We start from the raw sequence: 23,699 nt of genomic DNA on the forward strand, positions 1-23,699 counted from the left end.
ATTACTGAGTGCCCTATGGAAAAATCATCAGAAGAGAAGCGAGTTTATTTATTATTGAAGGCTGTTATTTTTCATTATCACGGGCTTGATGAGACTGAAAAGCATGACCTTGATAGAACTGCTGAAGATTTACAGGCACCGGAAGAATATAAGTGGGCCCTGGATTTTGTGGCCGAAGATTACATTACGGCTTTCGATCGCGCACGTGATTATTTGAATTTAATTATCAGCGATTACACCAAGGATAAACGCGTTGAACTTATCAACATGGTATGGCAGGCCAATAATTTAAAAGGCTATGTAACCGAAATGGAAGCAACCGCTATGCTGAAGCTTGCCAAGGATTGGAATGTGCAGAAAGAGTTGGTTGATCTTGTGTTGAAATAATACTTACAAACTCATCATATCCTTAAACTTGGCTGCTTGTCTACGGCTCACTTCGACTTTATCGCCACCACGCAAACGCACCATCAGGCCTCCGTTGAACCAGGGCTCTATGCCTTCTACCCAACTTAAGTTTACAATGTGCTTGCGGCTGGCGCGGAAGAATGCTCTCTCATCCAGTTTTTCATCCAAAGCATTCAGCGATTTATGGATCATGGGTTTATTTGTATCAAAATAAACCTTGATGTAGTTGCCATCCGACTCGAACATGCGCACATTAGATAAGCTCACAAACCAGCAACGATCGCCATCTTTCACAAATACCTGATCGTTAAGGCCCAGTTTTTTATCACCATTGGCAATGATCTCCTTCTTCTCTTTTTCTTTCTGCAATATCTTTTGAATGGTCTCTGATAAACGTTCCGGCTGGATCGGTTTCAGCAAATAATCTAATGCACTGACATCAAAAGCTTTTAGGGCATATTCATCATAAGCAGTTGTAAACACTACTAATGGCACTGAGTCCAGCATTTCCAGTAATTGAAAGCCGGTTTTGCCAGGCATTTGTATATCCAGAAAAAGAAGATCCGGATTTAGGGTTTCGATCATTTCGAATGCCTCATCAGCATTTTGCGCCTCTCCTACTACCTCAATGGCCGAGTGGTCCTCCAGCAATTTCATCAACTCTTTGCGGGCTAGGCGTTCATCATCTACGATCAGGGCTCTCATGCGAATGCGGGATTATAATTTCAGTAAGTACAAAAGTATCGTTTTCGTTCTCTATTTTAAAAGATGCATTTTCACCATAGAGCAATTTAAGGCGTTGAGCGGTATTTTTAAGGCCTAAGCCCCCTTTTCTCTTGATACCGTTTACATGATATTCGTGATATTGGCCACTGTTGCGAATCTGTACATGAAGTTTATCTTTCTCCACAAAGGTTTTCACAGCAACAATTCCACCTTCAGTAAGTTTGGAAATACCGTGTTTGATTCCATTTTCCACCAGGGTTTGGATCATGAGCGGTGGCACCAAAAAGTCATTAGAATCAGGATGTATATCGAATTCTGTTTTGAGGCGTTCTTCAAAGCGAATAGTTTCCAGGCTTAAATAATCCTTCACGATTTTCAATTCATCATCAAACTTGGTAAGTCCGATCCTGTCGACTGCCAGCGAATTGCGTAAAATATTGGAGAGGTGGTTAATGGCTTGTTTTGATTTTTTGGGATTCTCATCCACTAAGGCCCTGATACTATTCAATGCATTGAAGATAAAGTGCGGATTGAGTTGTGATTTCAGATTCTGCAACTCAATCTCTATGCGCGATGTTTCGTACTTGAGTGATTTATTGTATTGTTCTACAAAATAGTAGGCAAAATAAAATACAGACCACAAAAAGAAAAAGATGGTGAAGGATGACCAACCATAGATAATCTGAGATGGATCCAGTGTTAGTTCAGGATTAAACTCGCGCCCTGAAAGAAAAAAGGCTAAGGGTTGCAAAGCATAAGCCATTAATGCCATTACAACAACAATCAACAACACGCGAGGGATTAGTGAGGGCAAGGGTAGTCTCATTAAGCGAAAGCGCGAAACTAAAAGGTAGCGCAGCAGGTGCGTAAGCAACAAACAGATGAGGGCTTCCAGTAAAAAGAAGGTAATGCGCCTGCTGTTAATTGCCCCTGTTGAAATAGCAAAGAAGATTATCTGAAGAATAGCGTATAGGATCCATCCTCCAATCTGTAAAGTCCAGTATAGTCTATGCTTGTTCACCATAACAACAGGCTAAAGTTAGTAAGGTGCCGCAAGAAGAGCGATATTTTATACAGGTGGATTTTATCAAAGATAGTTGAACTGTAAAAGATAAAGGAAGGTTATGCCTGTGGCAATAATCAATACCCAGGTAGTAATCACCAGCGACTTTTTATTGTTTGCCAATTTCGGTTCGCTGGCCAATTGGTTAAAGATGAAGGATAATCCCGCTAAAGAGTATAGGGTAAACTCCAGTGTTCGCTGCTGGTATAATTGGTAGATACCAAAGGCTAAGAAAATGGCTCCGAAGATGTATTGTCTTTGTTGTGCGTTCATGTTACAAAAGTACTGGTTATTTCAGATTACTTCACTTTAAGTAATAGCCTGTTTTTACTTTTTGCCTCAATAGCAGGTCTGTTCATGAGCATGGTTCTGAATTTTCCTGTGGCAAACATCAAGGCCTGATCATCGTAATGAGGGCTCATCACATTTCCTGATTGCCCAGTGGGTGATACAGTTTCGCCACTTTCAATTGTAGAAAAATCTGTGATTTTACGCAAAGCCGGACCGACACTTACCGGGAAATAACCCGTTGTATCCAAAGAGAACGTAAGGTTATTAATTACCTCCTGTCCTCCATCAACTTGGAAGGGGCCTACGCTAAAAATTTTATCCAAAGGCTTAACACTTCCCAGTGGGTGGTTGTGTGTAAGTGTGTGAATCTTACCCCATGCCAGGAAAAAATCCTCAGTTGCTCCCGCTTGGGTTAAGGCGGAAAGTGTTTTAATGGCAGCTTGCTCAAAAATATTGGCGCGTGTCTCCGTAACTTCTTTTGTCAATACATTATCCCACCATGGTGAGTTTTCATTGCTGATTAAGCTCAAGTAGGAATTTTTAGGAACCGATGTTTCCATGAGTGTTTTAAAAGCTGTTTCTCCCAATTCATCCTTCATAGAGAGAAAGATGACTTGCGAAAGTAAATTGTAATAAACAGATGGAGAGCTGTTATTGCTTTCGTGGTTGCCATTCCAAGTTTCCAACTGCAAAAATAAAACATCAAATTCCGGTTTATCGAGCCCTCTGAGAATAGTGGCCATTGTTTTTGCAACTTCTACCTGTGGTTTACCCACTACGTCCAGGTTTACTTTCTTCATGTCTTCTGTCGTCCACTTTTTGTTCTCCGCCAACAATTCATTCACTCTACCCGCTCGTGATTTGGGATAGTAATATCCAGGATACAAAACTCCATCTACTGAATCGGGTTGATTGTTGCACGAATACACATAACCCCAGGGTGGATTAATGGATTGTGGATTTTTTTCGAAGGGATAAAAGCCTAAGTACTCATCTTCACCACTGGCACCGTCTAAAAACAATTTAGTGTTTACATGTGCCGGACGTATGGGTAATTTTGCGGCAGCCCACCAGGCAATGTTTCCATCGACATCACCATACATGATGTTTAGGCCGGGCGCGGAAAAGAGAGAAACAGCTTTGCGAACTTCTTCAAAATTATCAGCGTGGTTTAAACGGTATGCTGCTTCTAATGCTTCATTAGGCTGCTGCGTTAACATCCACCACATGGCTATTGGTTTACCATCGGCAGGTACATTATCAAGGCCACCATTTACGATCGGCCCGTGGCGCGATGATTTTATTTCCAATACAATATCTTCCTTACCTTTTACTTTAATAATTTCATTTCTGATTGATAGATTCTCCCATTGATCTTTAAACTTCACCTGATTTGCATTTTCAGGATTTGGTTCTTCAACAAAAAAATCCATGTCATCATTTTCAAACATGGTTAAACCCCAGCCGATCTTATCATTATTCCCCAACAGGGCAAAAGGAATGCCTGCCAAATGGTGTCCATAAAAACGAAAGCCAGGGTATTCAATATGTGCCTCATACCAAACAGCGGGTTGACCGAAACCAATATGGGTATCGTTGGCCAGTATAGGAAATGATGAGGCAGTTCGCGAACCAGCAACGACCCAACCATTACTACCTTGTAATCTTGGAACAGGCAAATATTGTAAAGCTTCGTGAACGGCTGTGATTAAAGAATCCATGCCTGGTGATTTTACATCGCCTTTAAAATTTTTTATAAGTTCAGCATTGGCAGGTGTTTGCACAGCAAGGTCTTGTAAATAAGCCAGGCCCAATTCGTTTTTGATTTTTTCTAACACAGGGTCTACTTGTAGGGCTTCTGCAAAACCAAAGGACATAAAGCCAATAGCCAGGTAAATATCTTCTGGTTTAAATTCTGTTTTCGGTATGCCCATGATCAGAAATTCGATGGGGGTATCTCCGGTTTTTATAAATTCGTTAACACCTTTTTGATAAGCGAGGGTTGCTTTTTGATAAGCGCTTGTATCACTGCTCAGGAATTGTGCAGCACTCTCGCTGGCAAACTTATTAATACCCAATGTTCTGAATAATTTATCGACCTTGATAAGATCAGGCCCCAGCACTTCTGACAGTCTGCCGCCTGCTGCCCTGCGCAACATTTCCATCTGAAAAAGTCTGTCTTGTGCATGTACATACCCTAAAGCATAGTAGGCATCTTGTTCATTGGCAGCATAAATATGTGGAACGCCATAATCATCATATATTACTTCAACATCTTCCTGCAAACCACTTAATACCTGCTCTCCGTTTAATGTGGGCTTTGATGATTGTAAAAAGGCAAATACACCGACAAAAATCAGGGCTAATGCAATAAGAATACCGATAAAAATACGTTTCAGAATTTTCATATGAATGTAAAAATGAAAGATAGGAAAATTAGTGGTTCAGTAGGATGTACGTTGTAAAGATGTGTTGAACAGCTATTGATATTCCTGAGCATTTTTCATCGGAATCGTAGGGGATACAAATGAAAAACGTCCTCCCCCTTCCTCCTCCAGGGAAGGGGGATAAAGTAAGCGTAACTCAACAAACAAATTTGTTTTAAAAATCTAGTTGAGCTCCATCTTCAAAAACTTACCTGTATAACTAGTTGTGCTTTTAGCCACTTGCTCAGGTGTGCCTTGCGCAATTATTTGTCCACCCTTTCCACCACCCTCTGGCCCCAAATCAACAATGTAATCGGCCGATTTGATTACATCCATGTTGTGTTCAATTACCAACACTGTATTTCCTTTATCCACTAATTTTTGTAAAACATCCAGGAGATGTGAGATGTCCTGAAAATGTAAACCTGTGGTTGGCTCATCCAGGATATAAAATGTTTTACCTGTGTCGCGCTTGGATAATTCTGTAGCTAATTTAACACGTTGTGCTTCACCTCCTGAAAGTGTAGTGGCGTGCTGACCTAAAGAAATGTATCCCAGTCCTACCTCGTTCAATGTTTCTATTTTTCTTAAAATTTTTGGCTGATTCTCAAAGAAGTTTACAGCCTCTTCCACTGTCATATCCAATACATCTGAAATGGATTTGCCTTTAAATCTGACTTCAAGTGTTTCTCTATTATAGCGTTTACCCTTACACGTTTCACAATGCACATATACATCTGGTAAAAATTCCATTTCAATGAGGCGTAAACCGGCACCCTCGCAAGTTTCGCAACGGCCACCTTTTACATTAAATGAAAAACGGCCAGGCTTGTATCCACGAATTTTTGACTCCTGCAATTGGGAGAACAAATCACGGATATCAGAAAAGACACCTGTATACGTAGCAGGATTTGATCTGGGCGTGCGACCAATCGGTGACTGATCAACTTCTATCACTTTGTCTAACTCCTCTAAGCCATCAACCTTTTTATAAGGCATGGGCTCTGTTCTGGAATGATAGAAATGTCGGTTCAGGATCGGGAAGAGTGTTTCGTAAATCAGCGTTGATTTACCACTGCCTGAAACGCCTGTGATACAGGTAAAGGTACCCAGTGGCACATGCAGATCAACATTTTTTAAGTTGTTACCGTGTGCGCCTGTTATGCTAAGTTTCTTACCAGAGCCTTTACGCTTTTCTTTTTTAACATTTATACCAAGTTTACCCGATAGGTATTTTGCTGTTGTACTGTTGTTCTTTAAAAAAGTTTTGGGATCACCTTCTGAAACTACCTGACCGCCATGTCTGCCTGCACCCGGACCAATGTCGATAACGTAGTCGCTCTCTAACATCATGTCTTTGTCGTGCTCAACCACCACAACTGAGTTGCCCAGATCCCGCAAATCTTTTAAGGCTTTAATCAACTTAACATTATCGCGGGCATGCAAACCAATACTTGGCTCATCCAGAATGTATAATACACCAACCAGCTGTGTACCTATTTGCGTTGCCAGGCGAATACGCTGAGCTTCTCCACCACTTAATGTTTTCAGTGGTCTGTCCAGACTTAAATAATCCAAGCCTACATCCAACAAAAAGCCGATGCGCTTACGGATTTCTTTTAGTACTTCCGTTGCAATTACATTTTGTTTATCTGTAAGTCTGTTTTCAAGTTTATCAAACCATTTATTGAGTTGTTGAATGTCGAGGTGCGAAAGCTCTGAAATATTTTTGTCTGCAATTTTAAAATGAAGTGACTCTTTCTTTAAGCGTGCTCCATTACACTCTGGGCAGGTTCTTACAATCATGAATTCCTCCAACCATTTACGAATGCTTTCAGAACCTTCTTCTTTTTGCTTTTCTAAAAAATTAATGATGCCTTCAAACTTTGTATTCCATTCTGTGCCGGGATATTTAACTGAGGCCACTGCTACTGGCTCATCATCGCCATATAATAAAGTTTTAATAGCCTCTTTGGGCACTTTATTTAAAGGAGTGCTCAAGGTGAGTTTGTAACGTTTCAGAATGGCTTCAATTTTTTTGAAGATCCAGATATCGCGATACTCACCGAGGGGTAAAATACCACCACGACTAATACTCAAAGTTTTATCTGGAATAACTGACTCTTCTGTGATCTCTTCTATTTGTCCGAGGCCATTACACACCGGACAAGCTCCATAAGGAGAATTAAATGAAAATGTATTGGGAGCAGGTTCATCATAAGATAAACCTGTGGTCGGATCCATCAGAAATTTAGAAAAGTGATGAAGCTTACCATTTTCTTCCAAAGCCATGATGACGCCCTTACCTTCTTTCAATGCTTTATTTACAGACTGTGCAATGCGAACTCTGTCTTTTACATCTGCTACAATGCGATCAATCACTATTTCAATATCGTGTATCTTAAAGCGATCTACCTGCATTTTAGCAGCAATCTCCTGCACGTCACCATCTACACGAACTTTCGTATAACCTTGCTTGCGTATTTGCACAAAGAGTTCGCGGTAATGTCCTTTGCGTCCTTTTATGATGGGTGCCAACAGCGTAAGTTTCTTTCCTTTAAAATTTTGAAGCAAGGCATCTACAATCTGATCTTCTGACTGTCGCACCATTCTTTCGCCTGACAAATATGAATATGCTTCGCCAGCCCTCGCATAGAGCAAGCGCATGAAGTCATAGATTTCTGTTACAGTACCAACCGTAGAGCGTGGGTTGCGGGAGGTTGTCTTTTGCTCAATGGAAATAACAGGGCTGAGTCCGTTAATTTTATCAACATCAGGTCTTTCCAAATTACCCAAAAAGCTTCTGGCATAAGCTGAGAAACTTTCCATGTATCTTCGCTGGCCTTCGGCATAGATGGTATCAAAAGCCAAAGATGATTTACCACTGCCGCTGATGCCGGTAATGACCACGAGTTTATTGCGGGGAAAAGAAACAGAAACGTTTTTAAGGTTGTGTTCCCGGGCTCCGATTACCTCAATATTATCGTAACCGGTGGCATCGGTCTTTTTTTGTGCAGAAGTGGCTTTGGCCATTACTTAAGGAGTTAAAGAAAGAATACAAAAATGAGTGGCTGATTGTTTCAGAACAAATCAAAATTGTAACAAAAAGCTGAGAATAACGACTTAGTCTATATGTTTAGAATCATCGATTGGCTAAAAAAACAGTTCCTGGTAAAATTATTTGTTATTTACCTACGCTACCTGACGGGCTTTGCCTTTGTGTTTGCTTCTATTGTTAAAATTAAGGGTGAGCGCTTTACCCTGATTCCACCCACGGAACCTGTAGGCTATTTTTTCGAGGCTATGTATCAGAGTGGTTTTTACTGGAATTTCTTAGGCTGGGTGCAATTGATTTCCGGTGCATTGCTGATGTCGCAGCGTTTTTCTACCGTTGGAGCCCTCGTTTTTCTGCCGGTCATTACTAATGTCTGCCTGATTACTCATTCTGTGAACTTCGGTTCAGGAACACCGACCATAACAACCTTAATGCTGTTGGGTACAATCTTTCTGGTGCTTTGGGATTATAAAAAGTGGATAATCCTTTTCCAGAAAGACCACACTATTTATGTCGACCTACGCAATGAGCCGGAAGACAGGTTCATGAATGACCCTGCATGGGTGGTTGCAAGCATTCTGTTTGTATTCTTTACGGTGGCCTTTCACTTATTAGGCGGCACTTATGTGTTGACCTGGGTAATTGCTATGTTAGCAACAGGCATTAGTGCTTTTATTTGGGTAATGTTAAAACACAAATGAAGATTGGCCAACTAGTACGAACCATAATACTTGCGCAGAAACCATTCACCACTTATTAGTAGTAAGAGTAAAAAGAATATCCACTTCAAGTTAATCAGGTTATCGTACTTTTCTTCGGATTGAATTAAGGCGGTGGCTTTTTGCTGGGTTAGTGATGTATTCAGGGTTTCAATATTTTCGGCTTTCACAAATAATCCTCCTGTTTGTAGAGATAGTTTTCTTAGTAAATCATAATCGGCAGTGAGGTTTTGCATTTCAATTTGCTGACGACTTACTAAAAACTCACCGCTCACTTCTTCTTTTTCCTTTAAGGTAGTAGAGGCTCTATATCGGTATACACCTTCTGACAAACCACCAATGGTATAGCGTGTGTTGCCTTCACTGGTTGTATAACGGTACGAATTGCGCTGCCCGGCTTCATTGATTAATTCTATCTCAATAGTTTTACCGTAGACTGGTTCAAAAATATCGTTATACACCTGCGATTCAAATTGTACAGATTCAGTATCCAGAAATTCCTGTTTTACAGGGTAGCTTCTGAATTTTCTACGGTCATCTGTGGTAGATAGGTATTGAATCAGTTTACCAAACAATTCATCAAAACTTTCTGTGTTTTCATTACGGCTAAATTCCTGTAATCGCCAGCGCCATAAACCTTCACCCAGCATAAAGGCAATTTTTCTTTCTTCTAATTGATCAATGTATAATAGTGGCTTGTCTGTTATCAAACTCCCTACCTTTTGAAAAAGCAAGGGGGTGGCTGAGGGTGGTATTTGCATTTTTACAAAGGGGACAGAGGCAGGCGGAAAAGATTGAAAAACACCTGCAAGATTTGTTTCAGCCGTAAACACTGAAAAATCAGTATTAAAAGCAGGCACTACATCATCAAACTGGCGAATACTGCCTTCTATTTTTACAATTCCATCTTTACTTAGCTCCTGCCAATTGGTTTGTTCACCTAACACAAAAAATAAGGAAGCTTTTGTAGCTTGTGCCTGCTGTAGTAATTGCCTTGTTCGTCCTTTAAGATCTGGTACCTGAAAGAGTATTATTAGATCGGCTTCAGTACTCAGTTTGCCGAAATCATTTTGTGTTGTGCCCGGTATGTGCAAGTGGAAATCATAATTTTCATTTTGTTCAACCACTGCCCTCAGTGCCTTAATGTCCGGATGAGGTGCAGCAGCGAGGGCCAGTATTTTCTTTTTACCCGAAACCACTTCAACAAAAACAGTTGTTCGGTTATTCGTTGTATTCCACTCTTCTGCTTGTGGTGTAATGAGGATCTCGTAACGCTGTAAGCCTTGTTCTGCTGCCAGTGGCAAAAATTCAACCCGCGTCAGGGCTTCGTTAGTGATAGTCACAACTTTCTTCTCCAGTAATTTGCCTTTACTCAACAGACTAACTTCCACATTTTTTCCTAAGAATCCTTTTGCACTCAATTCTATTCTTACCGGGAAGCGATTGCCCTGGTAGGCAATTTTGTTAAAAACTGTATTTTTGATAACAAGGTCTACACGTTTACTGGTGTCGCCTATGCCCACAGTGTGAATGGGGAAATTAAATGTTGAATATAAAGGTGAAATACCTGCATTGTAAATACCATCAGAGACAAAGACAAGGCCAGCTACATTTTGCCCTTCATAATCATTGCTGATTTTTTTCATAGCCGATGTAAAATCGGATGTTCCGTTAGGATCCTGCAGCGTTCGCAACTCAACTGTATAGTCTTGGTCTTGCAATGACTTTTGCAATTGATTCAGTTGCTGATTAATTGCCTGTTGTTTTACAGAGTCGATTACTCGCTTCACCGATCCACTATCGTCTTGCAATACAACAATGACTGGTTTAATAAAGAAATTATTTACCTGCTTAAGAATAGGTTCCAATAAAAGCAATGCCAGTAGAAAAATGAGGATTGCCCTGGTGATAAAAAGTATTTGATTGACTCTTTTGGTCCAGGGGTACTTTGCTTTGTACAGCAGATAAGATGCACCCAAACCAAGTGCAACACATACTATTAAATACAAGGGTGAGGACTCAAAAATTATTCTACTCATTAAACATTATTTCAAATTCACTTTATAAAATTTCAAGAAACCTCAATACCCATATTTTTCTTTCCACAATGCACGGAGGTGTTTACGCATTTCCTCTTCTCGTGCATTTTTGCCCGGCTCATAAAATTTCATACCCTTAATAGCGTCTGGCAAAAATTCCATATTCACGAAACTATTTTCATAACTATGTGCATACTGGTAATCTTTTCCGTAACCCAAATTTTTCATCAGTTTGGTTGGTGCATTTCTTACTGATAAAGGTATGGGTAAATCACCTGTTTCATTTACCTTCTGTAAAGCATTTTCAATAGCCATATAACTGGCATTACTCTTGGGTGAACTAGCCAAATATACCGCACATTGGGCGAGAATAATACGCGCTTCCGGATAACCAATCACATTAACAGCCTGAAAGGTATTGGTAGCCATGATTAAGGCAGTAGGGTTAGCGTTGCCTATGTCTTCAGAGGCGAGTATGACCATTCTTCTGGCAATGAAACTTACATCTTCACCACCTTCTACCATGCGTGCCAGATAATAAATGGCTGCGTTCGGGTCGCTGCCGCGAATGGATTTGATGAAGGCGGAAATTATGTCATAGTGCTGTTCCCCACTTTTATCATATATCGCAATTTTCTTTTGTGCCACGCGCATTACTACTGCATCGGTAATTACTACCTCATCTTTCTCAATAGATTCAACCACCAATTCCAGTAGGTTCAATACCTTACGCGCATCGCCACCCGACAATTGAAAGAGTGCCGCATGCTCTTGTACAATAATCTTTTTCTTTTTCAGCACTTCATCTTTCGCAATAGCCTGATGTATTAATTGCAGCAATTCATTTTCTTCTAATGCCTTCAGCACATATACCTGACATCGTGAAAGCAAAGCTGCATTTACTTCAAAGGATGGATTCTCTGTGGTAGCACCAATCAAGGTGATAATTCCTTTTTCTACAGCACCTAATAAAGCGTCTTGCTGTCCTTTATTAAAACGATGAATCTCATCAATAAATAAAATGGAGCGCGAAGAAGCCTTTGCCTTTTCAATGACCTCTCGGATATCTTTTACACCGGCACTGATGGCACTCAAAATGTAGAAAGGTTTCTTTGCTTCGTTGGCGATAATATTAGCGAGCGTTGTTTTTCCAACACCGGGTGGTCCCCAGAAAATCATGGATGGAATGGTGCCTGACCGCAAGACTGTACGCAGCATTCCTTTCTCACCAACCAAATGCTGCTGACCGACCACATCATTTAATGTGATGGGACGAAGACGTTCAGCTAAAGGGGCAGATGATTCTGATAACATGATTACAACCTGATAAAGGCGATTAGTGCCAAACCAGCTATACCGAAAGCAACAAAGAAAAGGAACAAGAAATTCAAAAGTAAAAACTTGAGAACCGTTTTAGCTCTGCGTTGTTGATATACTTTACGCATGGCTTTGTATAAGTAAATAAAAATCCACAGATACAAACCCAACTCCAGCCACCAAAGCCACTCGACTTTACTTACCAGAATAATCAAAGACCCAATCAAATAAATAAAATCATAAAAAAATATGGTGAAGATAAGATGCTCAGAATAATAGAAATCCCGCCTGATATAAAAGAGTTTAAGTAATAATGCGAATAAAGGCATCAGGATAAAGATCATTCTGGGTGTATTCTCCATCATGTCATTGATAAAGGTTTTCACCATCTCTCCCTGGCTAGCACCCTCGCGTGACTCAATTTCTCTACCCTTTCGTTCAAAATACCGTTCAATATATCCGTCTCTTTTCTCTGGAGGTAAAGCATTCTGCATTGAATCGTATTGAGCAAGTGTTTTTGCTTCTTTGCTATTGGTTCCTTCACCTACTGGCTGGTATCCAATTTTTAATCCTCCTGTATTCTGCCTGACTAAGGAGTCCACATTGACAGAATCTTTTACTGCGTTAAAATCTCCCTTCTCATCAAGATCCATATCATCGGTTGAGAAAACTGTAGAGAAAAGCAGGAAGAAAATAAAGCTCAGAAACACATACATCCGGGCTGGATGATAAAAACTTTCGCGTTTACCCGCATTGTATTCCGCTACGATTTTCCCGGGGCGGAATAAGAGGTATTGAAAAGTTTTAAAAAACTTAGATTCGAAACTATAGAATGAGCTGATGAAGTTAATCAATAAATCACCAAGATCCTGACGGGCCGGCAAATCACGCTGCCCACAGTTGCCACAATACTTGCCTGTTAATGGTGAGCCGCAGTTAAGACAATGTTTTTCACCTCCGCTTTTACCTGCTTGTTCAGCGTCAATAAAACCTTCTGCGAGTGGTAAGGATTTTCCCAAATCTTCCATGATGATGTTTCTAATTGCTAAAGATATGATGAAAGCGGTAAATTGCAGAAGCAGTCAAAATTAAATCTCTTATCATGTCTGTTCCAATTAGTGTTTCTCATTTATTCAGGCCTCTGGATGCAAGTCTTATTGATTTATTGAAGTCATTAACCCCTGAAGAATGGCAGGCACAAACCGTAGCAAAGCTTTGGAAGGTGAAAGATGTTGCAGCACACTTACTGGATGGGAATATCCGAACCTTGTCAATACAAAGGGATGGGTTTTTTGGAGAGCAGCCTGGTAATCTGCAATCTTACCAGGATCTTGTTGCCTGGCTTAATCAGTTAAATGCTGATTGGGTAAAGTCCAGTAAGCGTATAAGTCCGAAGGTGATGATCTTGCTGCATGAAGCAACAAGCCACCAAACCTGTACTTACTATGAGTCGGTTGACTTAAATAAAAAAGCTATTTTCTCCGTTGCGTGGGCAGGCGAAAACGAATCTCAAAACTGGTTCCATATTGCCCGCGAGTACACTGAGAAATGGTTACATCAACAACAGATCAGGGATGCGGTTAACAAGCCAGGCATATTAACTCAAAAATACTATAGCCCTTTTCTGGAAACTGTTATGCGTGCATTACCTTTTACTTTTAAAAGTGTAGAGGCGCCTATTGATACTGCTGTTCAACTGGACGTTGCGCATGAGGTTGTGGACAGTTGGTATTTGGTGAAGCGTGAGTCTGGATGGGAATTGTTTAAAGAAAAACCAGCGCTTGTTATGGCTCATGTACACCTTGAGAGCCATGCTGCATGGAAGTTATTTTCCAAAAGCTGGCGCGCTGAAGATGTGCGCACTTATGTAAGGATAACAGGTGATCAACGCTTAGGTGAACAGGTATTGCAACTTGTATCTTTTATGGCATGAATTTCCTCGGGCTATGTCTTCACAGCCCGAAACAGGTGAAGTGACTATTTGAGATTTGATGCATAAACTTATTTTATAATGCTGGTCTGTGAGGATACATCTCAAGGAGAAGGAAATTATTAATCCTCAGAGTCCTTATGCTCATGCCTACTCACTTCCCAAGAGACTCTGAGGAGAAATAAATTGCGTTTTGATGCTGATCTGTGGGGACACAGACCAGGGGCGAACAAAAAAAGACCGCCTCAACAAGTTGAGGCGGTCTCATTCACATTTAAATACCAATAAGCTTACTTACCTTTTCTCAAGTAGCTATGAGATTTTCCATAACCAAAATACAAGATCAAACCAAAGGCCATCCAGCCGAAGGCAATCAATAATGTATTTTGATCAAGAGAGGCGATAAGTCCACCGCACACCAACATACCCAAAATCGGAACAAGGGGAACAAGTGGTGTAGCAAAAGGACGTACGAGCTCAGGATTCTTAACACGCATTACCCAAATGCCCGCGCACACTAACACAAAAGCGAAGAGTGTACCAAAGCTTGTTAGGTCACCTGCCACATTGCCCGGAACAAATGCCGCAAATAATCCAACAAAAACGAAGAGAATCAGATTTGATTTATAAGGTGTACGGAATTTCGGATGCAACTCAGAGAAAACTTTCGGCACTAAACCGTCATTCGACATGGAGTAAAATACGCGAGACTGTCCCATAAGCATTACCAGGATTACAGAAGAGAAACCTGCAAGAATGGCTACAGAGATCAACGTTGCTAACCAACCATAACCTTCCATATAGGTATTGATCGCGTAAGCAACAGAAGCTTCTTTTCCGGCAGTTTTAAATTCTGTCCAGTTAGCCATACCTGTTAATACATAAGAGAACAATACGTAAAGAATTGTACAAACTAACAATGAACCCAAGATACCGATCGGCATATCGCGCTTAGGATTTTTAGCTTCCTGCGCAGCCGTGGATACAGCATCAAAACCAATAAAGGCAAAGAATACAATGGCAGCACCACCGAATACACCACCCCATCCCCATTCATTCCAGCCTTCGTGGCCAGGAGTTCCTTCAGGAATAAAGAAAGGTGTATAGTTTGATGGATTAATAAAACTCCAACCAAGTCCAATGAACAGCAACACGATAGCCACCTTCACAAATACGATAACCGCATTTACAGTAGCTGATTCCTGAGTACCCTTAATAAGAATGAGTGTTAGAATTAGAAGGATGAATAAAGCAGGTAAATTCATGACACCACTTACGCCATCCAATGAAGTTTCGAATGGTGAGTGACACCATTCATAGGGTATACTCCCCCCCAGCAAATTATTGAGGTATTCACTCCAGGCTATGGATACCGTTGCTGAAGCAAGTGCGTATTCCAGCACCAAAGCCCATCCGATAATCCAGGCAACAAATTCGCCCATCGTTGCATAAGCATAGGTATAAGCACTACCCGCAATAGGTATCATTGATGCAAACTCTGCATAGCAAAGACCGGCAAAAGCACAGCCAATAGCAGCAACAACAAATGACAATACAACAGCTGGCCCGGCAGCTTCACCGGCAGCAGCGGCAGTGCGCACAAACAAACCGGCACCGATAATGGCACCCACGCCCAAGGCAATGAGGTTTCCGGCTCCCAGTGTGCGTTTGAGCCCCTTATCACCATCTGCGGCCTGAGCCATAAGTTGCGCAAGAGGCTTTCTAATAAACAAACTCATTATTAAATAAGGTTAGGTGGACAAATTTTATAAGCCCCAAAACTAACAAGAATAATGTATTTGTCTACTGCAAAGGTCTAATACCCAATAAGATTTGTTTAGACGGCTGTGTCAGATTTTTCAGTGGAAGGTGGTTCCGCATCGGCTATACCCTCAGCGGATTGCATTGCGGGTGTTTCAGCAGGTTCAACCGGAGTTATTGTCTGCTCTTCTTTAAAGAATTTTTTCTGCATCAACAGGATTATCAAAACCCCGATGAAAATAGAAGAATCAGCAATATTGAAGACCGGACTAAAAAACAGGAAGTTTCCTCCTCCTAAATAGGGTATCCATTCTGGCCAGTGTATGCTGAACAATGGGAAAAATAGCATATCAATTACCTGACCATGAAACCAGGGTGTTGGTGATCCATAAGGTGCATTTTCTAAAAACACACCATAAAAAGTGCTGTCAATAACATTCCCTACGGCACCGCCTAAAATGAGTGCCATACAAATTAAAAAACCGTTGTGTGCACCTTGCTTTGCTAAACGCACTAAATAAAACGAAATGCCCAGCATCGCAAAAATGCGGAAGACGGTAAGAGCCAATTTCCCAAATTCATTATCCCATTTTAAACCAAAGGCCATACCCGGGTTCAGGAGATAATGGAGTTTGAAACCATACTCTTCGCTCCCGATTACATCTATGGTTTCACCCAAGTACATGTATTTATGCACCAATAACTTAGATGCCTGATCGATGCAAATAACCAGCAGGGCAATCAGAAAATATTTATAAATCTTCATTTTTGTTTAGTTGTTCGTTGCTGGTTGCTCGTTGTTGGCTGTTAACTGCTGGCTGCCAATTACGAACAACCAACAACCAAAAACGATCAACTATTTTTTCACACTGATTTTCACTTTTAGCATGGCTTCATCCATATCCACTTCTACGGCATCTGAAATTGAGTTTTTAAATTCCAGTGATACTGCCTGCACTTCTTTACTGATATAGTCTTTATGCTCCTGAAGGGCTTCTGCAAATCCATTTACTGCTTCCACCTCCACCATAATTTTATCCAGCACATCCATACCCTGGTCTTTACGCAAATTCTGAATGCGGTTTACAAAATCACGGGCGATGCCTTCACGTTTTAATTCTTCCGTAATCGTAATATCTAACGCTACCGTTACACCACCTTCATTGGCCACAGCCCAACCTGGTATGTCTTCTGAAGAAATCAGTACATCTTCTAAGGTGATATCAAAGCTACCTTTATTTATAGTGCCTTGTTTTTCAATCGCTGAAATATCGGCTTGCTCAAAAGCGGTAATCACGGCAGAAACTTCTTTCATCTTAGGGCCATACTGTTTGCCCAGTTTAGCGAAGTTTGGTTTTACCTTTTTCACCAACAGGCCAGAAGTATCATCAATGTATTGAATCTCCTTCACATTTACCTCGCTTTTGATAATGTCCTCCACACTGCGTACACGCTGTGCAAATTTTTCATCTACCACCGGCAATAATATTTTTTGTAACGGTGTACGCACTTTGATCTTGGCATTTTTGCGGATAGAGTGTGTAAGCGAACAGATGCGTTGTGCATAATCCATGGCTAACTCCAATTCAGTATCCTTACGCCTAGCTTCAGCCTTAATCAGAATAGTATGGTGTATTGATTCATACTGCAAAGGCGTATTGTGTTGCTTCGCGCGATCACGGATGTTGTCTGTCAGGTTTTTATATAACCACTCACTAAAGAATGGTGCTATAGGCGCCATCAACTGCGCTGTTACCATTAAACACTCATACAAAGTTTCATATGCCGCACGCTTATCAAGGGTTAATGCTGTTGGCTCGCCCACCGAAGCCTTAGCGGAGGTGGGTTGCCAGAAACGCTTGCGGTTTAAGCGTACATACCAGTTCGACAAATGATCGTTCACAAATTCCTGAATGGCACGAGCCGCCTTAGTAGGTTCGTATTCTTCGTAGGCTTTTGTTACTTCTTCAATCAGGGTTTGTTCTTTAGTAATGATCCAGCGATCTAAGGGTGCTAATTGATGGAAAGGAACATTGTTCATTTCATCTTTCACAAAACCATCGATGTTGGCATACATCACAAAGAATGAATAGGTATTGATAAGCGTTCCAAAAAATCTGCGTTGTGTTTCTGCAATACCTTCCAGATCGAATTTCAAATTATCCCAAGGTGGTGCATTTTCAATCATGTACCAACGCACTACATCAGGACCATACTTGCTCAGGGTTTCAAATGGATTTACCACATTGCCCTTGCTCTTCGACATTTTGTTACCATTCTTGTCGAGTACCAATCCGTTTGAGATTACGTTTTTAAAAGCTACGCTATCAAACAACATCACAGCCAACGCATGCAGTGTAAAGAACCATCCGCGAGTCTGGTCTACACCTTCAGCGATATAGTCCGCTGGATATGCTCCAACCCAACCCTCACCAAAAGGCATGGGATCATTGTTAGCTAACTTCGTTTTGTTAAGACCCCACTGCGCATAAGGCATAGCGCCTGAATCGAACCACACGTCAATCAGATCTGCTTCGCGATACATCGGTTGACCGGATGCACTCACTAACACTACTTCATCCACATAAGGACGATGCAAGTCAATGGTCAATTGTCCATTGTCAATTGCAAATTTATTTTTGATGCCAGCTTTTTCCGCTTTCTGAACTTCTTTTGTCAGCTCCTCAACCGATCCGATGCAAATTTCTTCCTTACCATCTTTTGTTCTCCAGATAGGAAGTGGTGTTCCCCAATAGCGTGAACGTGATAAATTCCAGTCAACAAGATTTTCTAACCAATTACCAAAGCGACCCGTACCCGTTGATTCTGGTTTCCAGTTAATGGTCTTGTTCAATTCTACCATGCGGTCTTTTTTCGCAGTGGTCTTGATGAACCATGAATCCAACGGATAGTACAACACCGGTTTATCTGTGCGCCAGCAATGTGGGTAGGTGTGTTCGTACTTCTCTACTTTAAAAGCTTTGTTCTCTTCTTTTAAAATAATGGAGATGATGACATCTGTGTTTTTGTAATCCGGATGACTTTCATCTTCATTGGTATAATTTTTTACATAGAAGTCATCAACATTTAATGGCTTATGTGTTTTGATGTTGTACTTCGCCACACCCTCTTTCAAGCGTGCACCGATTGCATCAATGAATTTTCCTTTTCGATCAACCGTGGGTACTTCGCCACCTGCCTCATCTTTTACGGTAAGTGCAGGTACACCATTCAGTTTTGCTACACGAAAATCGTCTGCACCAAAAGTAGGTGAGGTATGCACTACACCCGTACCATCTTCTGTAGTTACAAAGTCACCGGCTATTACCTGAAATGCTTTGTCAGTATCGTAAAAAGGTTGCAGGTAGGGCATGAGTTGTTCGTAGCGGATGCCAACGAGTTGCTTGCCCGAAAATTCCTGAACTACTTCAAAAGGAATGTTTTTATCTCCGGCTTTATAATCTTCAAGCTTAAGTTCTTTATTCTTTTCAGAGAAATATTTGCCTACTAAATCTTTTGCCAGCACCACACTGATTGCCTTATGTGTGTAGGCATTGAAGGTATTGATTTGAACGTAAGCAATTTTCTCACCTATAGTCAATGCTGTATTAGAGGGCAGCGTCCATGGTGTGGTTGTCCAGGCTAGAATGAATACATCACCCTTATTTTTTCCAAAAAGAAAATCAGCGGACTTTTCTTGCTTCACTTTAAACTGCGCTACAATAGATGTGTCCTTTACATCCTTATAACATCCAGGAAGGTTTAGTTCGTGTGAGCTTAAGCCCGTACCCGCAGCCGGTGAGTAAGGTTGTATGCTGTAACCTTTGTATAGTAATTTTTTATCGTAGAGTTGCTTGAGCAGCCACCACAGGGTTTCAATGTAATTCTTCTCGTAGGTGATGTATGGGTTTTTCAGATCCACCCAATAACCCATCTTGCGTGTCAGGTCATCCCACTGGTCCGTATACATCATTACCGTTTCGCGGCACTTCTGATTGTATTCCTCAACGGAAATTTTCTTCCCTATATCGTCTTTGGTAATGCCCAGTGTTTTTTCTACCTGCAATTCCACCGGTAGGCCGTGGGTATCCCAGCCTCCTTTACGTTTTACCTGAAACCCTTGTAATGTTTTGTAGCGACAAAAAATATCCTTTACCGTACGTGCCATCACGTGGTGAATACCGGGTGTTCCGTTGGCTGAGGGAGGTCCCTCGTAAAAGGTAAAAGAAGGCGCACCTTCCCTGTTACTTATTGATTTTTCGAAAATCTGCTGCTTATCCCAAAAGTCCAGTATTTCGCTGGCGATTTGGGCGTAATTAACATCCTTCTGCTCTTTGTACTTGGCCGACATGGTTCTAAAAATGCTGATTTACAGGTAATAAGGGGGCAAAGATGGGAAATCAATGGACAATGAACAATGGTCAATTGACATTGTGAGCTGAAAAAATGACTCCAAAGAGCGGGTTATTGGTTATTCGTTGTTGGTTGGTCGGAAACCAGCGATTAACCAGCAACGAACAACCAGCAACGAATTTTACTCCGCTGAAGAATGCCTGTTGTGTATTTTGATCTTGCTCAGGTCAATTTCCTCGTCTTCGTTCTCCGTGTAAAAGTCGGGTTCCAATTGCTCAATCATGGGTGCATCACCACGCTTATATTTACCTGTATCAAAGGTTAAAATAAGTGAAGGCAACAATACAAGATTTGTAATCATGGATAGAAGCAGGGTGGTTGAAGTTAGCAAACCCAATGCTACTGTACCACCAAAGGAGGAGAAAGCAAAAATGATGAAACCGAAAAACAATACGATAGACGTATAAATCATGCTCTTGCCAACTTCAAGTATGGTGTTACTCACAGCCAGGGGAACATAGAAGTTTTTAGAAAATAACTCCTGCCTGTATTTGGCTAAAAAGTGAATGGAATAATCTACCGATATACCAAAAGTAATACTGAAGATCAATACTGTACTCGGTTTAAGTGGCACACCAAAATAGCCCATCAATGCAGCCGTAATGGCCATGGGAATAAAGTTGGGAATGAGCGCGATGATGATCATGCGCACACTCGAAAAAAGCATTCCCATCGTGAGCGCAATCAACACAAAAGCAAGGATCAAACTGCCTTTTAGATTATCGATCAGGAAGGCATTTCCTTTAATAAACAGGGGCGTTGTGCCCGTAATTTTTGCAGTAATATCTGTGCCTGCAAAGAGTGAATCCATACGGGGTTGTATCACGCCATTTACAAGGGAATCCATTTTGTCTGAACCAATATCTGCTACCTGCAAAGAAATACGCATGGTCTGTAAGGTGCTGTCCACAAAAGATTTGAACAAACCTGAATTATCAGACTGGCCTTTTAAGTAAGGTAAAATGTAATTGCGCTCGCGGCTATCCGGTAATGAATAATAGTTAGGATTATTGTTATAAAATGCCTGCTTGGCAGCCTTTACAAAACTTACCACCGATACAGGTTTTGAAATTGGCTTTAGTGAATCAAGGAAGCTTTCAAACTCATCGATCTTACGTAAGTTTTTAACATCAATAATCCCTCTGCGCTTACCCGTATTAACTACAATCTCCAAAGGCATTACACCACTAAAGTTTTCTTCAAAAAAATGCAGGTCTTTTTTCACCACACTTTCTTCCGGCAAATCATCTACCATAAAAGAAACAGAGTGCAGACGTAGCATACCGATAACAGCAAAAGTTACGACCACCGCAGTAATGGAATAGATAAACATGCGGTGACGATGCACCATTACGTCTACCAGTGAAAGGGCATTATCGAAAATTTTTATCTCCAGGTGCTTCAGGTGTTTTGGTGATGGTGGCGGCATCCACGAGAATACACTGGGTATTAAAATTAAACTTACCACAAAAGTGGCCATTACATTAATACCCGCAACAATACCAAACTCTCTCAATACAGTAATGTCTGCCGTAAGAAGTACCAGGAAACCAATGGCTGTTGTTAGATTGGTTAAGAAGGTGGCCAGACCAACTTTTTTAATCACTTCGCTTATCGCTCTTTCTTTATCGCGATGCGACACCCATTCAGTGTGATATTTGTTAAGGAGATAGATAGCATTTGGGATACCGATCACGACAATAATCGGTGGTATCATACCACTGAGCAGCGTGATCTTAAAGCCGAAGAGCACAATGCAACCCAGTACCCACACGACAACTATACCAATAATTATCAGCGGGAAGATGGTGGCGCGCCACGAGCGGAAGAAAATCAACAAGATTATACCTGTGATGAGCACAGATAAGCCCAGAAATATTTTTAACTCTTGCCCTACCTGCTGCGCGATAACGGATCTTACAAAAGGAAGACCTGCATAATGAAGTTGAATGCCAGTGCTTTGTGTAAATTTTTCTCCAAGCGCAACAATCTCGTTGGTAAGATCGACACGCTTTGAAGAGTTAAGTGTTTCTTTCTTGATTGAGATCAGAATAGCAATGGCTCCATTTTCTTCATTTACAATCTGTCCAATATAAAAACGTTGTTTTGATGCTTCGCGCAGGAAGCTATCCAGCACATGCTGACTTGTAATTTTACCTCCGGCAAAAACATCCTTTAAAACAAACTGCGTTTTGGCAGTGTCTTTCTCCAGTTTTTTTATCTGCGGAAGTGATATTACTTCGTTTACACCTTCGATCCATTTTACAGCCACGCAGAACTCGCGCAGTTTCTCAAAGTTTTTATACTGAAAAATAGCACTGTCTTGCAGACCAACAGCTACGATGTTACCATCTTCACCAAACTGCTTTCTGAATTCCTGAAAATACATTTGCTCAGGATCGTTAGCCGGTACTGTTCCGCGAAAGTCGTAACTCATTTCGGCAAAGCGGGCATAATAGCCCATCACTACCGTGATAGCGGCAATTAAGAGAATGAGTGGTAGTTTAAATTTAATGATGAAACGCGCGAGGTATGTCCACATGGTTAATCAGTCAAAATCCCTTGATCGAAAACGAAGGGTAAAACTAAGGATTTTCTTATAAGGAGCCCTCAAGAATTATTAACCTTTAGGGGCTAATTTTATGGTTGCTACGACCGGTAAATGGTCGGATGGATAGTATTGGCCATTATTTTCCTGAATTACTTCAAATTTTTCTATTGAGATGTTGGGTGTATGGAATATATAATCGATGATTACACATTCCATTTTATCTTTTTCAAAGCCGCAGAAGGTGCCATTTTTATCAGAAGCAGGCCTTGCATCGCTAAACGAAGGAATTGTGCTTTTTATCAGACTAGTATAAGGCTCTTCAGTAGGCTGAAAGTTAAAATCACCACATAAAACCACAGGTGTTTCTCTTGACATATTAAACCCAGATATCCAACCCTTTATATAAGCCGCACTCATTGATCTTGCTTTTTTACCAATATGATCAAAATGAGTTGTGACCATTAAAAAATCCAGATTAGAATTAATATCTTGAAAGTGAGCATGAGTTGCCATGCGTGTTATAGCCGCATCCCAACTTTTGCTGCCTGGCACATCCGGTGTTTCAGATAGCCAAAAGGACCCACTTTTCAATACTTTCAATCTTGCTTTTTTATAAAAGATGGCTGTGTACTCACCCTTTTCTTTGCCATCATCTCGGCCCACACCTACAAATGCATAATCAGGCAGGGCTTTCTGTAAATCCTGCATCTGGTCGTGCAAGGCTTCTTGCACACCAAAAGCATCTGCATCAATTTTTTTTATAAGGTCAGCTACTTTTTCTTTTCTGTTTGGCCAGCTGTTTACACCATCGCTTGTCGTATTGAGGCGAATGTTGTAAGTCATCACTTTTAAAGATTGACTTTGTGCTTTGCATAGCGTGGCAGCGAGGATTGAAAGAATGATCAGGATGCGCATATATTTAAATAAGCATTAAAATTACAAATTGATTTCTAATGTGTGCCCAAAATAAAAAGGCTATCTCAAAAAATTGAGATAGCCT

Annotated in this window: 16 protein-coding genes; 3 read left to right on the forward strand and 13 right to left on the reverse strand. The window is 41.0% G+C overall.

Translation table 11 applies throughout. The features are described from left to right. Nucleotides 1-15: 15 nt before the first annotated feature. Entirely contained in the window at nucleotides 16-387 is a 372-nt protein-coding gene (locus tag ACO1XM_RS19510; RefSeq protein WP_486232151.1) for a hypothetical protein, read from the forward strand. Nucleotides 388-390: 3 nt separating this feature from the next. Here the strand turns inward: ACO1XM_RS19510 and ACO1XM_RS19515 are convergent, their stop codons facing one another. The 5 genes from ACO1XM_RS19515 to uvrA all read right to left on the reverse strand — a co-directional run bounded on the left by ACO1XM_RS19515 (nucleotide 391) and on the right by uvrA (nucleotide 7,947). Continuing rightward, complete coding sequence (locus ACO1XM_RS19515; protein ID WP_127121446.1) at nucleotides 391-1,113, reverse strand: LytR/AlgR family response regulator transcription factor; 723 nt, start codon at nucleotides 1,111-1,113, stop codon at nucleotides 391-393. Continuing rightward, nucleotides 1,091-2,158, reverse strand: coding sequence for a sensor histidine kinase (locus ACO1XM_RS19520; protein WP_486232153.1), 1,068 nt, complete (start codon nucleotides 2,156-2,158; stop codon nucleotides 1,091-1,093). The genes ACO1XM_RS19515 and ACO1XM_RS19520 overlap by 23 nt, the downstream gene beginning before the upstream one ends. A gap of 63 nt (nucleotides 2,159-2,221) precedes the next feature. Further along, a complete protein-coding gene (locus ACO1XM_RS19525) occupies nucleotides 2,222-2,470 on the reverse strand; it encodes a hypothetical protein (protein ID WP_486232155.1) in 249 nt (82 codons plus the stop codon). 26 nt (nucleotides 2,471-2,496) lie between these two features. Further along, nucleotides 2,497-4,896 carry a penicillin acylase family protein gene (locus ACO1XM_RS19530; protein WP_486232157.1) on the reverse strand — a complete coding sequence of 800 codons (2,400 nt, stop codon included), beginning with the start codon at nucleotides 4,894-4,896 and terminating at the stop codon, nucleotides 2,497-2,499. 201 nt (nucleotides 4,897-5,097) lie between these two features. Further along, entirely contained in the window at nucleotides 5,098-7,947 is a 2,850-nt protein-coding gene (gene uvrA / locus ACO1XM_RS19535; protein WP_486232159.1) for an excinuclease ABC subunit UvrA, read from the reverse strand. Nucleotides 7,948-8,046: 99 nt separating this feature from the next. Here uvrA and ACO1XM_RS19540 point away from each other — a divergent pair, with 99 nt between their 5' ends. Then, complete coding sequence (locus ACO1XM_RS19540) at nucleotides 8,047-8,670, forward strand: hypothetical protein (protein WP_486232161.1); 624 nt, start codon at nucleotides 8,047-8,049, stop codon at nucleotides 8,668-8,670. A gap of 11 nt (nucleotides 8,671-8,681) precedes the next feature. On the opposite strand, the gene ACO1XM_RS19545 is transcribed toward ACO1XM_RS19540, so the two are convergent. From ACO1XM_RS19545 to ACO1XM_RS19555, 3 genes are read right to left on the reverse strand one after another with little or no spacing between them, the layout of a single operon-like run. Then, nucleotides 8,682-10,727: a vWA domain-containing protein gene (locus ACO1XM_RS19545; protein WP_486232163.1), complete on the reverse strand. Its 2,046-nt coding sequence runs from the start codon at nucleotides 10,725-10,727 to the stop codon at nucleotides 8,682-8,684. A 42-nt stretch (nucleotides 10,728-10,769) separates the two neighbouring features. Then, complete coding sequence (locus ACO1XM_RS19550) at nucleotides 10,770-12,041, reverse strand: replication-associated recombination protein A (protein WP_486232165.1); 1,272 nt, start codon at nucleotides 12,039-12,041, stop codon at nucleotides 10,770-10,772. A 2-nt stretch (nucleotides 12,042-12,043) separates the two neighbouring features. Next, nucleotides 12,044-13,072 carry a DUF3667 domain-containing protein gene (locus ACO1XM_RS19555; RefSeq protein WP_486232167.1) on the reverse strand — a complete coding sequence of 343 codons (1,029 nt, stop codon included), beginning with the start codon at nucleotides 13,070-13,072 and terminating at the stop codon, nucleotides 12,044-12,046. A gap of 74 nt (nucleotides 13,073-13,146) precedes the next feature. Between ACO1XM_RS19555 and ACO1XM_RS19560 the strand changes: the two genes are divergently transcribed. Beyond that, complete coding sequence (locus ACO1XM_RS19560; protein ID WP_486232169.1) at nucleotides 13,147-13,977, forward strand: maleylpyruvate isomerase N-terminal domain-containing protein; 831 nt, start codon at nucleotides 13,147-13,149, stop codon at nucleotides 13,975-13,977. Between the two features lie 287 nt (nucleotides 13,978-14,264). On the opposite strand, the gene ACO1XM_RS19565 is transcribed toward ACO1XM_RS19560, so the two are convergent. The 5 genes from ACO1XM_RS19565 to ACO1XM_RS19585 form a co-directional block, all read right to left on the reverse strand. Next, complete coding sequence (locus ACO1XM_RS19565; RefSeq protein WP_486232171.1) at nucleotides 14,265-15,713, reverse strand: amino acid permease; 1,449 nt, start codon at nucleotides 15,711-15,713, stop codon at nucleotides 14,265-14,267. A gap of 98 nt (nucleotides 15,714-15,811) precedes the next feature. After that, on the reverse strand, nucleotides 15,812-16,501 hold the full coding sequence (locus tag ACO1XM_RS19570; protein ID WP_486232173.1) for a lipoprotein signal peptidase: 690 nt from the start codon (nucleotides 16,499-16,501) through the stop codon (nucleotides 15,812-15,814). A 90-nt stretch (nucleotides 16,502-16,591) separates the two neighbouring features. Further along, on the reverse strand, nucleotides 16,592-20,086 hold the full coding sequence (gene ileS, locus ACO1XM_RS19575; RefSeq protein ID WP_486232175.1) for an isoleucine--tRNA ligase: 3,495 nt from the start codon (nucleotides 20,084-20,086) through the stop codon (nucleotides 16,592-16,594). 183 nt (nucleotides 20,087-20,269) lie between these two features. Next, nucleotides 20,270-22,690: an efflux RND transporter permease subunit gene (locus tag ACO1XM_RS19580; RefSeq protein ID WP_486232176.1), complete on the reverse strand. Its 2,421-nt coding sequence runs from the start codon at nucleotides 22,688-22,690 to the stop codon at nucleotides 20,270-20,272. A 78-nt stretch (nucleotides 22,691-22,768) separates the two neighbouring features. Next, a complete protein-coding gene (locus tag ACO1XM_RS19585) occupies nucleotides 22,769-23,614 on the reverse strand; it encodes an endonuclease/exonuclease/phosphatase family protein (protein ID WP_486232178.1) in 846 nt (281 codons plus the stop codon). Nucleotides 23,615-23,699 lie beyond the last annotated feature (85 nt).

Source organism: Chryseotalea sp. (assembly GCF_057350905.1).

Excerpts from the sequence above, each read along its gene's own strand:
- ACO1XM_RS19510 (WP_486232151.1), top strand. The coding sequence starts at position 16 with ATGGAAAAATCATCAGAAGAGAAGCGAGTTTATTTATTATTGAAGGCT.
- ACO1XM_RS19515 (WP_127121446.1), bottom strand. The coding sequence starts at position 1,113 with ATGAGAGCCCTGATCGTAGATGATGAACGCCTAGCCCGCAAAGAGTTG.
- ACO1XM_RS19520 (WP_486232153.1), bottom strand. The coding sequence starts at position 2,158 with ATGGTGAACAAGCATAGACTATACTGGACTTTACAGATTGGAGGATGG.
- ACO1XM_RS19525 (WP_486232155.1), bottom strand. The coding sequence starts at position 2,470 with ATGAACGCACAACAAAGACAATACATCTTCGGAGCCATTTTCTTAGCC.
- ACO1XM_RS19530 (WP_486232157.1), bottom strand. The coding sequence starts at position 4,896 with ATGAAAATTCTGAAACGTATTTTTATCGGTATTCTTATTGCATTAGCC.
- uvrA (WP_486232159.1), bottom strand. The coding sequence starts at position 7,947 with ATGGCCAAAGCCACTTCTGCACAAAAAAAGACCGATGCCACCGGTTAC.
- ACO1XM_RS19540 (WP_486232161.1), top strand. The coding sequence starts at position 8,047 with ATGTTTAGAATCATCGATTGGCTAAAAAAACAGTTCCTGGTAAAATTA.
- ACO1XM_RS19545 (WP_486232163.1), bottom strand. The coding sequence starts at position 10,727 with ATGAGTAGAATAATTTTTGAGTCCTCACCCTTGTATTTAATAGTATGT.
- ACO1XM_RS19550 (WP_486232165.1), bottom strand. The coding sequence starts at position 12,041 with ATGTTATCAGAATCATCTGCCCCTTTAGCTGAACGTCTTCGTCCCATC.
- ACO1XM_RS19555 (WP_486232167.1), bottom strand. The coding sequence starts at position 13,072 with ATGGAAGATTTGGGAAAATCCTTACCACTCGCAGAAGGTTTTATTGAC.
- ACO1XM_RS19560 (WP_486232169.1), top strand. The coding sequence starts at position 13,147 with ATGTCTGTTCCAATTAGTGTTTCTCATTTATTCAGGCCTCTGGATGCA.
- ACO1XM_RS19565 (WP_486232171.1), bottom strand. The coding sequence starts at position 15,713 with ATGAGTTTGTTTATTAGAAAGCCTCTTGCGCAACTTATGGCTCAGGCC.
- ACO1XM_RS19570 (WP_486232173.1), bottom strand. The coding sequence starts at position 16,501 with ATGAAGATTTATAAATATTTTCTGATTGCCCTGCTGGTTATTTGCATC.
- ileS (WP_486232175.1), bottom strand. The coding sequence starts at position 20,086 with ATGTCGGCCAAGTACAAAGAGCAGAAGGATGTTAATTACGCCCAAATC.
- ACO1XM_RS19580 (WP_486232176.1), bottom strand. The coding sequence starts at position 22,690 with ATGTGGACATACCTCGCGCGTTTCATCATTAAATTTAAACTACCACTC.
- ACO1XM_RS19585 (WP_486232178.1), bottom strand. The coding sequence starts at position 23,614 with ATGCGCATCCTGATCATTCTTTCAATCCTCGCTGCCACGCTATGCAAA.